This is a genomic window from Streptomyces murinus (assembly GCF_002154555.1).
GTDB lineage: Bacteria > Actinomycetota > Actinomycetes > Streptomycetales > Streptomycetaceae > Streptomyces > Streptomyces murinus.
Genome location: NZ_MUNF01000006.1, coordinates 22,112 through 38,647, shown reverse-complemented (window position 1 = coordinate 38,647; position 16,536 = coordinate 22,112). Strand labels below are relative to the sequence as shown.

Below are 16,536 nucleotides of genomic sequence, written 5' to 3'. Positions count from 1 at the left end.
AGCAGGCCGAAGTGGCCGCGGGCGCGGAGCTGTTCGAGGGTGGTGCCGGGGGGCAGGCCGCGGCCACTTCGGCCTGCTCGGCATGGTCGAACGGGCCGCACAGGCGGGCGCCCGCATCCGCATCGGCCGCGGCACCCATCCTCGCGGCACCGAGGTACGGGTCGAACTCCCCCTGCGCACCCCGGAATCCTGAAAGGAGGCACGGCACACCCATGCGGCAGCACCCGAACGACCCCGGCATACCGGCCTTCCAGCCGCCCGCCCGATTAAGGCTGCTGGTGGCCGACGACAACCCCGTGGTGCGCGCCGGCCTGACCGCGCTGCTCACGGACCGCGCGGACACCACCGTGGTGGCGCAGGCGGCGGACGGCCGCGAGGCGTACGAGGCCGCGCTACGGCACCATCCGGACGTCATCCTCCTCGACGTCCGGATGCCCGGCGTCGACGGCATCTCGGCATTGCCCCACCTGGCGCGCCTCGCGCCCGTCATGATGCTCACCTACAGCCATGAGGCCGAGACGGTGCGGGAGGCGCTGCGGCTGGGGGCGGGGGGATACCTGGTACACGGCGAGTTCACCGCCGAGCAGCTGGTCCGCGCCGTACGGGACGTCCATGAGGGCCGGCCGCATGTGACACCGGGGGCGACACGAGCGTTGGTGGACGCATTGCGGGAGAGTGCAGCTGCACACACGGACTCTCAACTCGCCGCCACGGAAGGCCAAAATACCTCCCCTGCTCCTTCACAACTGCAATCCTCTATGGGACAGTCGATCCGTTCGCGGTTCCGGCTGAGTGCCAGGGAGGCGGAGATCATGGACCTCATCGCGTCCGGCATGACCAACCAGCAGATCGCCGCCGCCTGCTTCATCAGCGAGAAGACGGTCAAGAACCACATCAACCGCATCTTCGCCAAGCTCCAGACCGCCACCAGGTCCCAGGCCGCGGCGAAATGGCTGGGGGTGGCGTGAGATGCCGGACCGCACCGGCGCCGACGCCGTGAAATGGGCCCGGGGTTGGGCCCTGGGACCCTCGGCCGAGCGGGTGGTCGCCCCGTACGGTGCCCCGATCGGACGCGCAGCTGGAGGGGACAACCGTGAGCAAATGGTTCAACACCACCGTGACGTATCTGATGACCCGCGCCGCGCGCAACGACCGGGGCCAGACCGCGGTGGAGTACCTCGGCATCATCGCGGTGGTGGTGGCGATCGTGCTGGCGATCACCGGCACGAGCATCGGGCAGACGATCTACGACGCGATCACCTCGAAGATCTCCGAGGTCACCGGCGGCTGACCCGTCCGGTCCACGACGCGGGGCAGGCCTTCCCCATCTATCTCACGGTGGTGGCGGGCCTGCTCTTTCTCGCGCTCGCCTATCTCGCGGTCGGCCAGGCGGCGGTGAACCGGGGCGGCGCCCAGACGGCCGCCGACGCCGCGGCGCTCGCGGCGGCCCAGGACGTGCGGGACCAGCTCACCGGCCAGTGGCTGAAGGTCCTGCTCGACCCGGCCCAGTGGCAGGCCGTCTTCGACGGTGACACGCCCCTCGACGACGACCCCTGCGGACGGGCCGGGGAACTGGCCGGGCAGAACGACGCCCGGCTGACCGGATGCGCTCCGGCCGGGCCGCTGAAGTACCGGGCCGAGGTGCGGACGGACAAGTCCGTCGGCCACTCCGTCGTACCCGGCACGGAGAAGTTCCGCTCGACGGCCTCCGCCACCGCGGAGATCGAGCCCCTGTGCACCTTCGCGCTGCCGCCGAAGGGTGACGGGGACGCTCCCGCGCACGGCGCCGCGAAGCCGGATCTGCCCCGGCTCACCTGCAAGGACAAGGTGTGGGACCTGGACCCGGACGACCCGTCGGGACTGCCCGGGCCCGAGGACCTCTTCGATGTGCATCTGGCCGACTGACGAACGACCGACTGGCGAACGATGAGTGACGAAGGAAGCGGACTATGACCATGCGGTTCACCGCGAAGACCCGCAGAGGGATGGTCGCCCTGGCCGTCGCGGCCGGACTGGCCGCGGGCGCGGCCGGGTGCGGCAGCGGCGGCGACGACGGCAAGCGGCCGGCGCAGCCGGCGTCCGCTTCCAGGACGGCCGGGGCAGGGCCCAGCGCCCAGGAGGGGCACTCGGACGAACCGCTGGCCGAACTGCGCGGCTCCGACGGCCTGAGCCTCCGGATCACCTCCGCGCAGCGGGACTCCGGCGGGTTCGTGACCATCAACGGCACCCTGAAGAACGACGGCGCCCAGAGCGTCGTCATCCCCTCCGCGCTCAGCGGCAACGAGACCGAGATCATCAAGAACGGCAGATCCCTGGGCGGGGCCACGCTGGTCGACCCGAAGGGCAAGAAGCGGTACTACGTGCTGCGGGACACCGAGGGCCGGCCGCTGACCACGACGGGCTTCTCGACCCTGCGGGCCGGTGACACCCTCGCCGTCTTCATGCAGTTCCCGGCACCGCCCGCGAACCAGGTGGAGTTCCAGCTGCCCACCTTCTCCTCCGCCACCCTCCCCATCTCCGGCTGAGGCACCCGTGACCACCCGACCCCGGCTCGCCCTCACCCTCGCCTCCGCCGCGTTCCTGCTGGCCGCGACGCTCACCACCGCGCACGCCGACGGCACCGACCCCGCCGAGCCCCCCGACACCGCGCCGTCCGCCGCCGCGCCCGTGCGGATCGACCCCAAGGACCCGGACCTCAAGCTGCCCGAGGGTGCCACGCTCGCCCAGCCCAAGGTGCTGGACATCAAGTCGGTCGTGGAGGACCAGAGCGGGGACGAGCGCCGCGAGGACACCAACGCGGACGTCACCTTCGCCCTCCAGGCCGAGGTCCTCTTCGGCAAGGACAGCGCGAAACTCGGCGCCGACGCCAAGGCCCGCATCGCCGCGATCGCCGCCGGGCTGCCGGACACCGTCGCGGGCGTGCAGGAGAACCGCTTCTGTGCCTCGGGCCTGGAGGCCGTCAACCTGGCCGCGGCCAAGGTCCGCTCCGGCTGGGAGGACATGGTCCTCGCGGGCGGCGTGGAGTCGATGTCCCGGGTCCCGATGGCCTCCGACGGCGGCGCCTGGTTCAACGACCCGATGACCAACCTGGACGTCAACTTCGTACCCCAGGGCATCGGCGCCGACCTGATCGCCACCATCGGCGGCTTCACCCGCCGGGACGTGGACGAGTTCGCGGCGCTGTCCCAGGAGCGCGCCGTCAACGCCTGGAAGGAGGGCCGCTTCGCCCGCTCCGTGGTGCCGGTCAAGGACCGCGCGGGCCTGGTCGTCCTCGACCGCGACGAACACCCGCGCCCCGGCACCACCGCCGACACCCTGGCCAAGCTCAAGCCGTCCTTCGCCGACATCGGCGAACTCGGCGGTTTCGACGCCGTGGCGCTCCAGAAGTACCACTGGGTCGAGAAGATCGACCACGTCCACCACGCGGGCAACTCCTCCGGCATCGTGGACGGCGCCTCGCTCGTCGCGATCGGCTCCAAGGAGGTCGGCGAGCGCTACGGCCTCACCCCCCGCGCGCGGATCGTCTCGGCCGCCGTCTCCGGCTCCGAGCCCACCATCATGCTCACCGGCCCCGCGCCCGCCACCCGCAAGGCCCTCGCCAAGGCCGGGCTCACCATCGACGACATCGACCTGGTCGAGATCAACGAGGCGTTCGCCGCCGTCGTGCTGCGCTTCGTCGAGGAGATGGGCCTGCCGCTGGAGAAGGTCAACGTCAACGGCGGCGCCATCGCGCTCGGCCACCCGCTCGGCGCGACCGGCGCCATGCTCGTCGGCATGCTCGTGGACGAACTGGAGCGCCAGGACAAGCGCTACGGCCTCGTCACCCTGTGCGTGGGCGGTGGCATGGGCATCGCCACCATCATCGAGCGCATCTGAACTCCCCGCGGAACCAAGCGACTTCAACGGAGACGACTGTCATGACCGAGAGCACCACCATCCGCTGGGAGCAGGACGACACCGGTGTCGTCACCCTGGTCCTGGACGACCCGAACCAGTCCGCCAACACGATGAACCAGGCCTTCAAGGCCTCCATCGAGGCGATCGCGGACCGCGCCGTGGCCGAGAAGGACTCCATCCGGGGCATCATCTACACCTCCGCCAAGAAGACCTTCTTCGCGGGCGGCGACCTCAAGGAGATGATCCAGGCCGGCCCCGAGGACGCCCGGACCGTCTTCGACACCGCGACCGCGATCAAGAACGCGCTGCGCCGCATCGAGACCCTCGGCAAGCCGGTCGTCGCCGCCATCAACGGCGCGGCCCTGGGCGGCGGTTACGAGATCGCGCTCGCCTCCCACCACCGCATCGCGCTGGACGCCCCCGGCTCCAAGATCGGCCTGCCGGAGGTCACCCTCGGCCTGCTGCCCGCGGGCGGCGGCGTCACCCGTACCGTGCGCCTGATGGGCATCACCGACGCGCTGCTCAAGGTGCTGCTCCAGGGCACCCAGTACACCCCGCGGCGCGCCCAGGAGAACGGGCTGATCCACGAGGTGGCGCAGACGCCGGAGGAGATGCTGGCCAAGGCCCGCGCCTTCATCGACGAGCACCCCGAGTCCCAGCAGCCCTGGGACGTCCCGGGCTACCGGATCCCGGGCGGCACCCCCGCCCACCCGAAGTTCGCCGCCAACCTGCCCGCCTTCCCGGCCAACCTGCGCAAGCAGACCAACGGCGCGCCCTACCCGGCGCCGCGCAACATCATGGCCGCGGCGGTCGAGGGCTCCCAGGTCGACTTCGAGAACGCGAGCACCATCGAGACCCGCTACTTCACCGAGCTGGTCACCGGGCAGACCGCGAAGAACATGATCCAGGCGTTCTTCTTCGACCTCCAGGCGGTCAACTCCGGCGCCAACCGGCCCAAGGGCATCGAGTCCCGCGAGGTCCGCAAGGTGGCCGTGCTCGGCGCCGGCATGATGGGCGCGGGCATCGCCTACTCGTGCGCCCGCGCGGGCATCGAGGTCGTCCTCAAGGACGTCTCCCTGGAGGCCGCGCTCAAGGGCAAGAACTACTCCGAGAAGCTGTGCGCCAAGGCCGTCTCCCGGGGCCGTACCACCCAGGAGAAGGCGGACGCGCTGCTCGCCCGGATCACGCCCACCGGGGACGCCGCCGATGTCGCCGGCTGCGACGCGGTGATCGAGGCCGTCTTCGAGGACACCGCGCTCAAGCACAAGGTGTTCCAGGAGATCGAGTCCGTTCTCGCGCCCGACGCGCTGCTGTGCTCCAACACCTCCACCCTGCCGATCACCACCCTCGCCGAGGGCGTCGAGCGCCAGGGCGACTTCATCGGCCTGCACTTCTTCTCGCCGGTCGACAAGATGCCGCTGGTCGAGATCATCAAGGGCGAGCGCACCGGCGACGAGGCCCTCGCCCGTGCCTTCGACCTGGTCCGGCAGATCAACAAGACGCCGATCGTCGTCAACGACTCGCGCGGCTTCTTCACCTCCCGGGTGATCGGCCAGTTCATCAACGAGGGCGTGGCCATGGTCGGCGAGGGCATCGAGCCCGCCTCCATCGAGCAGGCCGCCGCCCAGGCCGGCTACCCGGCCAAGGTGCTCTCCCTGATGGACGAGCTGACCCTCACCCTGCCGCGCAAGATCCGCAACGAGACGAAGCGGGCCGTCGAGGAGGCCGGCGGCACCTGGACCGCGCACCCGGCCGACGGCGTCATCGACCGCATGGTCGACGAGTTCGAGCGCCCCGGCCGCAGTGGCGGCGCCGGCTTCTACGACTACGCGCAGGACGGCAAGCGCGCCGGGCTCTGGCCGGGCCTGCGCGAGCACTTCACCAAGGCCGGGTACGAGATCCCGTTCAAGGACATGCAGGAGCGGATGCTCTTCGCCGAGGCGCTGGACACCGTGCGCCTGGTGGAGGAGGGCGTGCTGACCTCGGTGGCCGACGCCAACATCGGCTCCATCCTCGGCATCGGCTTCCCGGCCTGGACCGGCGGCGTGCTCCAGTACATCAACGGCTACGAGGGCGGCCTGCCCGGCTTCGTGGCCCGTGCCCGGGAACTCGCCGAGACCTACGGCGAGCGGTTCGAGCCGCCGGCGCTGCTGGTGGAGAAGGCGGACAAGGGCGAGCCCTTCGCGGACTCAGCCGCCTGACGGTCCCTCCCCGCTGAGCAGCTCGCTCAGCTCTTCGCGCAGCGAACGCTGGAACGTGGTCAGCAGCGCCTGCACCACCAGCGGGTGGATGTGCGCGGACAGGTCCCGCACATCGCGGGTGTCCCGCTCGGCCACCTCGCCGCGGAAGAGCCGGGCGAGCTCACGGGCCGCGGCGCGCGAGTGCTCCATGAGCACCTCGCGCGCCGCGAGGATCGTGCCCTGCGACAGCGGCACGTCCAGCAGTTCGAGGCCGAGCCGCAGCAGCCCGGTGTCGACCCGGAAGCCATCCTCCTCGCTGTCCGCTGCCTCGGTGTCGCCCGCGTCCCCGGGGAGCAGGACCCCGGCCGCCGCGAGCCGCTCCAGCTCCTCGTCGGCCAGCACCCGTCCCGCCCGCCGGTCCAGCTCGGCGCGCGAGAGGGTCTCCACGGAGTCCGGCGCCCAGGAGGCGACCACGGCCCGGTGGATGGCCAGGTCGTAGGCGGACAGATCGGACGGCAGCTGCCCCAGGTACCGCTCGATCGCCGCCAGCGTCATCCCCTGCCGCTGCAACTCCTCGATCAACGCCAGCCGGGCCAGGTGCCTCGCCCCGTACCGCCCCACCCGCCGCGGCCCGATCACCGGCGGCGGCAGCAGCCCCTTGCTCCCGTAGAAGCGCACGGTCCGCACCGTCACTCCCGCCCGTGCGGCCAGCTCGTCGACGGTGAGGCTCATCTCCCCGGCATCGGTCGTCATGTGCAGCAGTATCGCTGTCACACCACTGCTGTGAAACCCGTCGGAGCGTCGCGCACCCGGCGTGTACACACCGTGGTGAACATCATGTGGACACTGGGAAGATCATGTGAGAAGTAACGCTCTGTGACGTGGGCCACCGCGTAATGCCCGGCGTGTCTGGGAAGCTGCTGGCTTGGTCTGTGCCGCGACTCATCGGGTGGTGCGGGCCAAGCCCTGCACGACCCCCGGGCCCAGGCCCGGGCGCACCAGGAAGTGGTACCACCCGTGAGCAAGGACGCCGTGGAATCGGCACAGGCCGCCCCCACCCAGGCGGCGCAGACGCCCGCCGACGCGGGCGACGCCGGCTACAGCAAGGACCTCAAGGCCCGCCACGTCAACATGATCGCCATCGGCGGCGCCATCGGAACCGGACTGTTCCTCGGCGCCGGAGGGCGCCTGCACAACGCGGGCCCCGCGCTCGCCCTGGCCTACCTGGTCTGCGGCATCTTCGCCTTCTTCGTCGTGCGCGCCCTGGGCGAGCTGGTCCTGTACCGGCCCTCCTCCGGGTCCTTCGTGTCGTACGCGCGTGAGTTCCTCGGCGAGAAGGGCGCCTACGTCGCCGGCTGGATGTACTTCCTGAACTGGTCGACCACCGGTATCGCGGACATCACCGCGATCGCGCTCTACACGCACTACTGGAGCTTCTTCACGCCCGTCCCGCAGTGGGTGCTGGCGCTGATCGCGCTCGCCGTGGTCCTCACCGTGAACCTGATCTCGGTGAAGATCTTCGGTGAGATGGAGTTCTGGTTCGCGATCATCAAGGTCGCCACCCTGGTGGGCTTCATGTTCATCGGCATCTTCCTGCTGGCCACCCAGCACCATGTCGACGGCTACACGCCGGGCCTGAGCCTGATCAGCGACCACGGCGGGATCTTCCCGCACGGCATGATGCCGGTCGTCCTCGTGATGCAGGGCGTGATCTTCGCGTACGCGGCCCTGGAGCTGGTCGGCGTCGCCGCCGGCGAGACCGAGCACCCGGAGAAGGTCGTCCCGCGCGCGGTGAACTCGATCATGTGGCGCGTGGGCCTGTTCTACGTCGGCTCGGTCGTCCTGCTCGCGCTGCTGCTGCCCGGCTCGGTGTACTCCGCCGACCAGAGCCCGTTCGTGACCGTCCTGTCCAAGATCGGCATCCCCGCGGCCGGCGACGTGATGAACCTCGTGGTCCTCACCGCCGCCATGTCCTCGCTGAACTCCGGCCTGTACTCCACCGGCCGCATCCTGCGCTCCATGGCGATGTCGGGCTCCGCGCCCAAGTTCACCCGGGTGATGAGCCGCAGCCAGGTGCCCTACGGCGGCATCCTGCTGACCTGCGGCATCTGCGTCCTCGGCGTCGGCCTGAACTACCTCGTGCCCAGCCAGGCCTTCGAGATCGTGCTGAACGTCGCCTCGCTCGGGATCATCAGCACCTGGGTGATCATCATGATCTGTCACGCGATCTTCGTCCGCCGCGCCCGCGCGGGCCTGGTGACCCGGCCGCACTTCCAGCTGAAGTTCTCCCCGGTCACCGAGATCGCCACGATCGTCTTCCTGCTGGTCTGCCTCGGCATGATGTGGGACGACCATGAGGTCGGCCGCAAGACCCTGCTGCTCATCCCGGTGATCGCCGTCATGCTCGTCGCTGGCTGGTTCGGCGTCCGGCGCCGGGTGAACGCGGGCACCGACCCGCAGCCGGTCGAGCCGGCGAAGTAGCGGGCCCACGCCACTGTCAGTGGCGGCCCTTACGGTGGCGTCATGCCGGAGATCGCATTCGTCCGGGGTGACGCCACCACTCCGTCGGGCAAGGGCCCGAAGATCATCGCCCATGTCTGCAATGACCTCGGCGGCTGGGGCAAGGGCTTCGTCCTCGCCCTCTCCCGCCGCTGGCCGGAGCCGGAGCGGGCCTACCGCGCCTGGCACCGCGACCGCGCGCACAACGACTTCGCACTGGGCGCGGTCCAGCTCGTCCAGGTCGACCCGCGCACCTGGGTGGCCAACATGGTCGGCCAGCGCGGCATCAGGACCGGCAGCAAGGGCGTTCCGGTGCGCTACGAGGCGATCGACGCCGCCCTCACCGGCCTCGCCGCCCATGCCCTCGCCCTCGGCGCCTGCGTACACATGCCCCGCATAGGCTGCGGCCTGGCCGGCGGCAAATGGTCCCGCGTCGAGCCACTCGTCACCGAGCGGCTGACCCGACGGGGGATAGCGGTCACGGTGTACGACCACGGGGACTGAACCGGCGCCCTCGCGGTCAGGGTGTACGACCACGGGGGACCGGCCGGGAACCGAATCCGCGCGCCCCGGCCGCAGGGGTTTCGGCGACGACCCGCCCGGCCGGGAGCGCCCTCGACGCGGCCCGCCCCGCCCTCCCGGCCCACCACGCGCACGCGCTGAGCCGGGAGGGCGACATGGCCGGGCCGCCCCGGTGCGGGGGATCAGCGGTTGGGGCCGCCGTGCGCCGCCTCGACAGCCTTCCAGGACTTCGGCTGCGCGAGGGGCGTACCGGTGGCCGTGAACCCGCGCGCCGCCGACGCCGCCGGCTTCACCGGCTGGTACAGCCAGGCGTCGAAGAGCCCCGCGAGAGGTTTGCCGGAGATCTGCTCGGCGTACTTCTCGAAGTCGGCCACCGACGCGTTGCCGTAGGCGTGCGCCTTCGGCCAGCCCTTCAGGATGCGGAAGAAGGCGTGGTCGCCCACCGTGTCGCGCAGCGCCTGGATCGCGGCCGCGCCCCGGTCGTAGACGGCGTCGTCGAACTGGTCGTCCGGACCGGGGTCACCGGGCGCGACCTTCCAGAACGGGTCGTCGGCCGGGTGCGCGGAGTACACCTGGTCGGCGAGCTGCCGCGTGGTGCCCTGGCCCTCGTGCTCCGACCACAGCCACTGCGCGTACGTGGCGAAGCCCTCGTTGAGCCAGATGTCCTTCCAGCCCTTCAGCGACACGTCGTCGCCGTACCACTGGTGGGCCAGCTCGTGCACGACCACCGAGGGGTTGGCGCCCTTCGCGAACTGCTTGGGGCTGTAGTAGACGCGGGTCTGGGTCTCCAGCGCGTACCCGGTGGTCGTGTTCGGGACATAACCACCGGCCGTGGCGAACGGATACGGCCCGAAATAGTTGCTCAGCCAGTCGACGATCTCCCCGGTGCGTTCCACGCTCGCCCGCGCCGCCGCGTCATTGGCGCCCAGGTCGGTGCTGTACGCGTTGATCACCGGCACCCCGCGCCCGGACCGGCTCGTGGTGATGTCGAATCTGCCGATCGCGAGCGTGGCCAGATACGTCGCCTGCGGCCTGTCCTGCCGCCAGGAGTAGTCCGTCCAGCCCCGCTTCGAGGAGACCGAGCGCAGCGCGCCGTTGGAGATCGCCTGGGTGCCCTGCGGCACGCTGACCGAGACGTCGTACGTCGCCTTGTCGCTCGGATGGTCGTTGCTCGGGAACCACCACCAAGCCGACTCGGGCTCGTCCGCCGCGACCGCGCCGTCCGGTGTGCGGTGCCAGGTGGTGAAGCCGTAGGCGCTCTTCGTGGACGGCACCCCGCGGTAGCGGACCTCCACCGTGACCGGTGTGCCCTTTGCCAGTGGCCGCTTCGGCGTGATCACCAGTTCATGCTGCTCGGCATGGGTGAAGGACGCCTTGACGCCGTTGACCCGCACCTGGCTCACGTCCAGCAGGAAGTCCAGGTCGAAGCTGGACAGATCCTGGGTGGTCCGTGCCTTGATCGTCGCGGTGCCCTGCAACTCGTCGGTCTTCGGCTGGTAGCGCAGCCGCAGACCGTAGTGCGAGACGTCGTAGCCGCCGTTGCCGTAGTACGGGTAGTAGGGGTCGCCGATGCCCGGCGCGCCGGGGGAGTAGCTCGCGGCCGATGCCGGGATCGCCAGCAGGAGGGAGGCCGCCGCCAGTGCGCCCGGCGCGATGATTCTGCGGTGCACGTCAGCTCCAAGTCGTGGGGACTGCGGGTGCTTTCACGGGACTGTCCGGAGCCTATTCACCCCCTGTGCCCCTTGCCTGTCCATGACCCCTGCTGTCACACGATCGCCATTCGGCCGCAATCAGCCACCCGGGTGCCGTAACGCACTCTTCTGTACGGCAGTTGACGGGACTATCGTCCGCGCATGCCGAAGAGCACATCTGTCCGAGCGCCCCTGCGCACGCGCCTCACTCTCTGGAGAGCGCTCGCGACGGCCGCCGTCGCCGCCCTGCTGGCCACCTTCCTCACCCCGGCCGCCGCCCAGGCCGCGCCGCCCCGCGAGAGCGCCCCCGTCTACTCCTACGCCCACGCCGTCCGCGAGTCCGTGTGGGTGGACACCGGCCTCGACGAGGACGGCGACGGCAGGCACGACCGCGTCGCCGCCGACATCGTCCGCCCCGCCGAACCGGCCCGCGAGGGCCGCAAGGTGCCGGTCATCATGGACGCCAGCCCGTACTACTCCTGCTGCGGACGCGGCAACGAGAACCAGGTCAAGACGTACGACGCGAGCGGCCATGTCGTCCAGATGCCGCTGTTCTACGACAACTACTTCGTGCCCCGCGGCTACGCCTTCGTCGGCGTCGACCTGGCCGGCACCGACCGCTCCGACGGCTGTGTGGACGTCGGCGGCCGCTCCGACGTGCAGTCCGCGAAGGCCGTGATCGACTGGCTCAACGGCCGCGCCACCGCCTACACCAGCCGCACCGGGACCCACACCGTCAAGGCCACCTGGACCAACGGCAGAACCGGCATGATCGGCAAGAGCTGGGACGGCACCATCGCCAACGGCGTCGCCGCCACCGGCGTCAAGGGCCTGAAGACCATCGTGCCGATCAGCGCCATCTCCTCCTGGTACGACTACTACTTCGCGCAGGGCGCCCCGCTCTACGACGGCGGCCCCGCCGACCTCGCCGGATACGTCCAGAGCGACACGGCCGCGGCCCACTGCGCGGCCGAGCAGAAGAAACTCACCGACGGCAGCCCGCGCAGCGGCGACTGGACCCCGCTGTGGACCGAGCGGGACTACGTCAAGGACGCGGCCAAGGTGCGCGCCAGCGTGTTCGTGGCCCAGGGCATGCAGGACCTCAACGTCCGCACCAAGCACTTCGGCCAGTGGTGGAACGCCCTCGCGAAGAACGGTGTGGAGCGCAAGCTGTGGCTGTCCCAGACCGGCCATGTCGACCCCTTCGACTACCGGCGCGGCGCCTGGGTCGACACCCTGCACCGCTGGTTCGACCATGAACTCCTCGGCTACGACAACGGCATCGACCGCGAGCCGGTGGCCGACATCGAACGCCATCCCGACCAGTGGGTCACCTCCGCCACCTGGCCGCCCGCCGGCACCCGCGCCACCACCCTGCGCCCCGCCCCCGGCACCACGCCCGGCGTCGGCACCCTCGGCCTGCGCCGCGCCACCGGCACCGAGACCTTCACCGACGACCCCAAGCGCGGCGAGACCGACTGGGCGGCCGAACTCACCACGTCCACACCCGAGAAGACCGGCTTCCTCACCGCGCCCCTCACCCAGGACCTGCGCCTGTCCGGCATGTCACAGGTGACGGTCACCGCGACCCCGAGCACCGCCTCGGCCCATCTCTCCGCCGTGCTCGTCGACGTCGGTCCGGACACCATCCGCGACTACTCCGACGAGGCGGAGGGCATCACCACCTTGAAGAACCGCACCTGCTGGGGCGCGAGCACCGCCGGTGACAGCGCCTGCTACCTGGAGACCGCCGCGAAGACGGCCGACGTCGACTACACGGTCTTCAGCCGCGGCTGGGCCGACCTCGGCCACTACGCCTCGCTGGCCAAGGGCGTCCCCCTCACCCCGGGCAGGTCCTACACGATGACCCTCACCCTGGCCGCCACCGACCATGTCGTCCCCAAGGGCCACCGCCTCGCCCTGATCGTCGCGGGCACCGACCGCGACCTCATCGACCCGCCGTCCACGAAACCGACGGTGACGGTTCAACTGGGCCGCACCTCGGCCCAGTTGCCGCTGGTGGGCGGCGCGCAGGCCTTCACCCGCGCGACATCCGGCACGACGGCGAAAGCCCCGGCACCGAAGCGGCTGAAGGGCCTGAGCAGCCCGCGCAAGCCCAGCCGCATCCCGGGTGACTGAGAACTGACGGCCGCGCAGTTCCCCCAGGAGCGCGGGGAACTGCGCGACCGGCCGAACCGACCCGCAGCCGTACGGCCGCTGCGAGCCCCCGGCGAAACGCTTACGCGTCCGGTTCCAGAACCAATCCGGCAACCTCCCGCGCACACCCCCACGCCACCGTCACGCCCGCACCGCCATGGCCGTACGAATGCACTACCACCCGGCCCCCGTCCAGCACCTCCCGCTCCAGCCGCACCGCGTCCCGGTACGGCCGCAACCCCACCTTGTGGGCCAGCACCCGCGCCCCCGCGATCTCCGGCCGCACCCGCGCGCACCGGGCGACGATCTCCGCCGCCGTGCCCGGGTCCGGCTCCAGCGACCAGTCGTCCTCCTGCGCCGTACCGCCGAGGATCAGCCCGTACGGCTGCGGGATGAAGTACGCGGCGACCGGCGAGGAATGGTCGACGGACGTGTAGTACGTGTCGATCCCGGGATTCTCCACCAGCACCAACTGCCCCCGCACCGGACGCACCGTGTCGTCCCCGGCCAGCGAACGCGCCCCGAGCCCCGCGCAGTTGACCACCACGGGTGCGGGCACCTCGGCGAGATCGGCCACCTCACGCAGCACCACCGTGCCACCGGCCCGCACCAGCCGCTGCCGCAGCCACCCCAGATGCGTCGGCATGTCGATCACCGGCAGCCGCGCCGCCAGCCCGTCCGGCACCGCGCGCAACCCCGGCACCCGGGCCGCCCAGTCGCCCAGCTCCGCCAGGCGCGCCCCCTGATGGACGCCGTCGACCAGCCGTACGCCCGTCTGCCCGGGATCCGCCGCCAGCTCCTCGTAGACGGCGAGGCTCTCCAGCGCCCAGGCGCCGACCAGCCGCTCCGGTTCGATGCGGTACGGCCACCACAGGCCGCCGGCGACCGCCGAGGTGGTCTCCTCGGCGGGCTCCCGCGTCCATACGCTCACCCGGCGCCCGGCCTCGGCCAGCACCACGGCCGTGGTGAGGCCGACGACCCCGCCGCCGACCACGATCACTTCGCCGTCCGTCTCACGGTCCACGCTGCTCACGCTGTTCACGTGTGGACCATAGGCCCTGCCCCGCCGTCCCCGTCAGAGCCCGGCACACATCGGCTGACGTGGGGATACTCACAGGAGACAGGGCGGGCGGAATCGGGCGGGGCGGCGGGCCCACTAGGATCGGCGTCCTGATGACTGCCACCCTCGTCGCCAAGAATCTCGCCGCCGGGCACGGCGACCGCTCCCTCTTCTCCGGGCTCGACCTCGTCGTGGCGCCCGGCGATGTGATCGGGCTGGTCGGCGCCAACGGCGCGGGCAAGTCCACGCTGCTGCGGATGCTCGCCGGACTGCTCACGCCCGAGCAGGGCGAACTGCGCCTGTCCCCGCCCACCGCCACCGTCGGCCATCTGCCGCAGGAGCCCGAGCGCAGGCCGGGGGAGACGATCGGTGAGTTCCTGGCCCGCCGCACCGGCGTCGCGCAGGCGCAGCGGCTCATGGACGAGGCCACCCAGGCACTGGTCGACGGCGCGCCCGGCGCGGACGACGCCTACGCGGTGAGCCTGGAGCGCTGGCTCGACCTCGGCGGCGCCGACCTGGACGAGCGCGCGGCGGAGGTGGCCGACTCCCTCGGCCTCGCCGTCGGCCTGGACCAGCCGATGACCTCGCTCTCCGGCGGCCAGGCGGCCCGCGCCGGACTCGCCTCCCTGCTGCTCTCCCGCTACGACGTCTTCCTGCTGGACGAGCCCACCAACGACCTCGACCTCGAAGGGCTGGAACGCCTGGAGCGGTTCGTCACCGGGCTGCGCGCGGGCACCGTCGTCGTCAGCCACGACCGCGAGTTCCTCACCCGCACCGTCACCAAGGTCCTCGAACTCGACCTGGCGCAGGGGCAGATCAACCTCTACGGCGGCGGCTACGAGGCCTACCTGGAGGAACGCGCGACGGGCCGGCGGCACGCCCGCGAGGAGTACGAGGAGTTCGCCGACAAGAGGGCCGCCCTCCAGGACCGGGCCCAGATGCAGCGGTCCTGGATGGACAAGGGCGTCAAGAACGCCCGGCGCAAGGCGGGCAACGACAACGACAAGATCGGCCGCAAGTTCCGCAGCGAGGCCAGCGAGAAGCAGGCCGCCAAGGCCCGGCAGACCCAGCGCATGATCGAGCGCCTGGACGTGGTCGAGGAGCCGCGCAAGGAGTGGGAGCTGCGGATGGAGATCGCCTCCGCCCCGCGCTCCGGGGCCGTGGTGGCGACGCTGCGGGACGCCGAGATCCGGCGCGGCGGCTTCTCCTTCGGGCCGGTCACCCTCCAGATCGACTGGGCCGACCGGGTCGCGGTCACCGGGGCCAACGGCGCCGGCAAGTCGACCCTGCTGGCCGCCCTGCTCGGCCGGGTCCCGCTGGACCGCGGGCACGCGGCCCTCGGCTCGGGCGTGCTGGTCGGCGAGGTCGACCAGGCCCGGGGCCTGTTCCACGGCCCCGAGACGCTGCTGGACGCCTTCTGCGCGGCCGTCCCCGACACCGAACCGGCGGAGGTCCGCACCCTGCTCGCCAAGTTCGGCCTCAAGGCGGACCATGTGCTGCGCCCGGCCGCGACCCTCTCCCCGGGCGAACGCACCCGCGCCGCCCTCGCCCTGCTCCAGGGCCGGGGCGTCAACCTGCTGGTCCTGGACGAGCCCACCAACCACCTCGACCTGCCCGCCATCGAGCAGCTGGAGTCCGCCCTGGACGCCTACACGGGCACCCTCCTGCTGGTCACCCATGACCGCCGGATGCTCGACGCGGTCCGGGTGAGCAGGCGCTGGGAGGTCGCGGCGGGCAAGGTGACCGAGCACTGACGGCGCCGGGCCCCGGGGGTACGGCGTCCCCGGGGCCCGGCGGTCATGGCGTCAGGTCGGATCAGGAGTGCAGCACCTTCCAGGAGCCGGTTCCGGTGCCGCGGTCGCTGTAGGGGCTGGTGGAGACGCCGTACTTGGCGCCCCCGCCCTGGGAGGAACGGCCGTTGGTGTCGAGGAAGCCGCCGTTGGCGGAGCCGTAGTCGTTGAGCAGATGCACGATGTCGTCGGTGCGGATGTGCCCGTCGTTCGGCGAGGACCGCACGCCGAAGATGTGCCACTTGCCGGTGCCGGGGCCCCGGTCCTTGGTGGTGGTGGCGGAGACCTTGTACTTGGCGCCCGACTGGTCGGAGACGCCATTGGTGTCCAGGTACGTGTGGTGGCTGCCGTACTGGTTGATCAGGTAGACGACATCACCGCTGATCACCCGGGCGCCGGTGGCCTTGCCGGTGGCGGAGACGACCCGCCACTCCGAGGTGGCCGGGCCGCGGCTGTTGGGCCGGTCGTTGGTGCTCACGTTGTAGGTGGCACCCGGCTGGCTGGAGACGCCGTTGGTGTCGAGGTAACCGCCGTCACCGCCGTACTGGTTCTGGAGCAGGATGACGGTGCCGTAGGTCAGCTCACCTCGGGCCGCGGCGCCGGTGGCCGCCGTCGGAGCGGCGAACGAGGCCGCCGCGGCGGCCACGGCGGCGGCCGTGCATGCCGCCAGGCGCTGCTTGGTGGTGCGGAACACAGAGTCCTCCCCATTGCTTCGCGTGCACGGTCACGTGCACAGAAGC

General features: G+C 71.2%; 14 protein-coding genes and 1 pseudogene. 11 read left to right on the top strand and 4 right to left on the bottom strand.

What is annotated here, in order from left to right; translation table 11 throughout:
- The 7 genes and pseudogenes from CCN72_RS00700 to CCN72_RS00670 form a co-directional block, all read left to right on the top strand.
- Positions 1–193 (top strand): annotated as a pseudogene (locus CCN72_RS00700) (hypothetical protein); the annotation flags it as partial.
- 19 nt (positions 194–212) lie between these two features.
- Entirely contained in the window at positions 213–968 is a 756-nt protein-coding gene (locus CCN72_RS00695) for a response regulator (protein WP_086805862.1), read from the top strand.
- 125 nt (positions 969–1,093) lie between these two features.
- Positions 1,094–1,291, top strand: coding sequence for a Flp family type IVb pilin (locus CCN72_RS00690; RefSeq protein ID WP_037664603.1), 198 nt, complete (start codon positions 1,094–1,096; stop codon positions 1,289–1,291).
- Positions 1,288–1,905 carry a pilus assembly protein TadG-related protein gene (locus CCN72_RS00685; protein WP_086805868.1) on the top strand — a complete coding sequence of 206 codons (618 nt, stop codon included), beginning with the start codon at positions 1,288–1,290 and terminating at the stop codon, positions 1,903–1,905. Before CCN72_RS00690 ends, CCN72_RS00685 begins: the two co-directional genes overlap by 4 nt.
- A gap of 44 nt (positions 1,906–1,949) precedes the next feature.
- The gene (locus CCN72_RS00680) at positions 1,950–2,525 is read left to right on the top strand and encodes a hypothetical protein (RefSeq protein WP_086805861.1); all 576 of its coding nucleotides are present in this window, start codon (positions 1,950–1,952) and stop codon (positions 2,523–2,525) included.
- On the top strand, positions 2,422–3,876 hold the full coding sequence (locus CCN72_RS00675) for an acetyl-CoA C-acetyltransferase (RefSeq protein ID WP_341868857.1): 1,455 nt from the start codon (positions 2,422–2,424) through the stop codon (positions 3,874–3,876). The genes CCN72_RS00680 and CCN72_RS00675 overlap by 104 nt, the downstream gene beginning before the upstream one ends.
- Before the next feature lie 41 nt (positions 3,877–3,917).
- Positions 3,918–6,098: a 3-hydroxyacyl-CoA dehydrogenase NAD-binding domain-containing protein gene (locus CCN72_RS00670; RefSeq protein ID WP_086805860.1), complete on the top strand. Its 2,181-nt coding sequence runs from the start codon at positions 3,918–3,920 to the stop codon at positions 6,096–6,098.
- On the opposite strand, the gene CCN72_RS00665 is transcribed toward CCN72_RS00670, so the two are convergent.
- Positions 6,087–6,830, bottom strand: coding sequence for a MerR family transcriptional regulator (locus tag CCN72_RS00665; protein WP_086805859.1), 744 nt, complete (start codon positions 6,828–6,830; stop codon positions 6,087–6,089). The genes CCN72_RS00670 and CCN72_RS00665 overlap by 12 nt on opposite strands.
- Before the next feature lie 264 nt (positions 6,831–7,094).
- On the opposite strand from CCN72_RS00665, the gene CCN72_RS00660 reads away from it, so the two are divergent.
- Together CCN72_RS00660 and CCN72_RS00655 are read left to right on the top strand one after the other, a co-directional pair.
- The gene (locus CCN72_RS00660) at positions 7,095–8,558 is read left to right on the top strand and encodes an amino acid permease (protein ID WP_086805858.1); all 1,464 of its coding nucleotides are present in this window, start codon (positions 7,095–7,097) and stop codon (positions 8,556–8,558) included.
- Between the two features lie 42 nt (positions 8,559–8,600).
- Positions 8,601–9,080 carry a macro domain-containing protein gene (locus tag CCN72_RS00655; protein WP_086805857.1) on the top strand — a complete coding sequence of 160 codons (480 nt, stop codon included), beginning with the start codon at positions 8,601–8,603 and terminating at the stop codon, positions 9,078–9,080.
- A 200-nt stretch (positions 9,081–9,280) separates the two neighbouring features.
- Here the strand turns inward: CCN72_RS00655 and CCN72_RS00650 are convergent, their stop codons facing one another.
- Positions 9,281–10,768 carry a M1 family metallopeptidase gene (locus tag CCN72_RS00650; protein WP_086805856.1) on the bottom strand — a complete coding sequence of 496 codons (1,488 nt, stop codon included), beginning with the start codon at positions 10,766–10,768 and terminating at the stop codon, positions 9,281–9,283.
- Positions 10,769–10,951: 183 nt separating this feature from the next.
- Here CCN72_RS00650 and CCN72_RS00645 point away from each other — a divergent pair, with 183 nt between their 5' ends.
- Positions 10,952–12,928: a Xaa-Pro dipeptidyl-peptidase gene (locus CCN72_RS00645; RefSeq protein ID WP_086805855.1), complete on the top strand. Its 1,977-nt coding sequence runs from the start codon at positions 10,952–10,954 to the stop codon at positions 12,926–12,928.
- Positions 12,929–13,028: 100 nt separating this feature from the next.
- Here CCN72_RS00645 and CCN72_RS00640 read toward each other — a convergent pair whose 3' ends face one another.
- A complete protein-coding gene (locus tag CCN72_RS00640; protein ID WP_086805867.1) occupies positions 13,029–13,946 on the bottom strand; it encodes an FAD-dependent oxidoreductase in 918 nt (305 codons plus the stop codon).
- Between the two features lie 173 nt (positions 13,947–14,119).
- On the opposite strand from CCN72_RS00640, the gene CCN72_RS00635 reads away from it, so the two are divergent.
- Entirely contained in the window at positions 14,120–15,760 is a 1,641-nt protein-coding gene (locus tag CCN72_RS00635) for an ABC-F family ATP-binding cassette domain-containing protein (RefSeq protein ID WP_086805854.1), read from the top strand.
- Between the two features lie 61 nt (positions 15,761–15,821).
- Here the strand turns inward: CCN72_RS00635 and CCN72_RS00630 are convergent, their stop codons facing one another.
- On the bottom strand, positions 15,822–16,490 hold the full coding sequence (locus tag CCN72_RS00630) for a hypothetical protein (RefSeq protein WP_244174089.1): 669 nt from the start codon (positions 16,488–16,490) through the stop codon (positions 15,822–15,824).
- Positions 16,491–16,536: the final 46 nt, after the last annotated feature.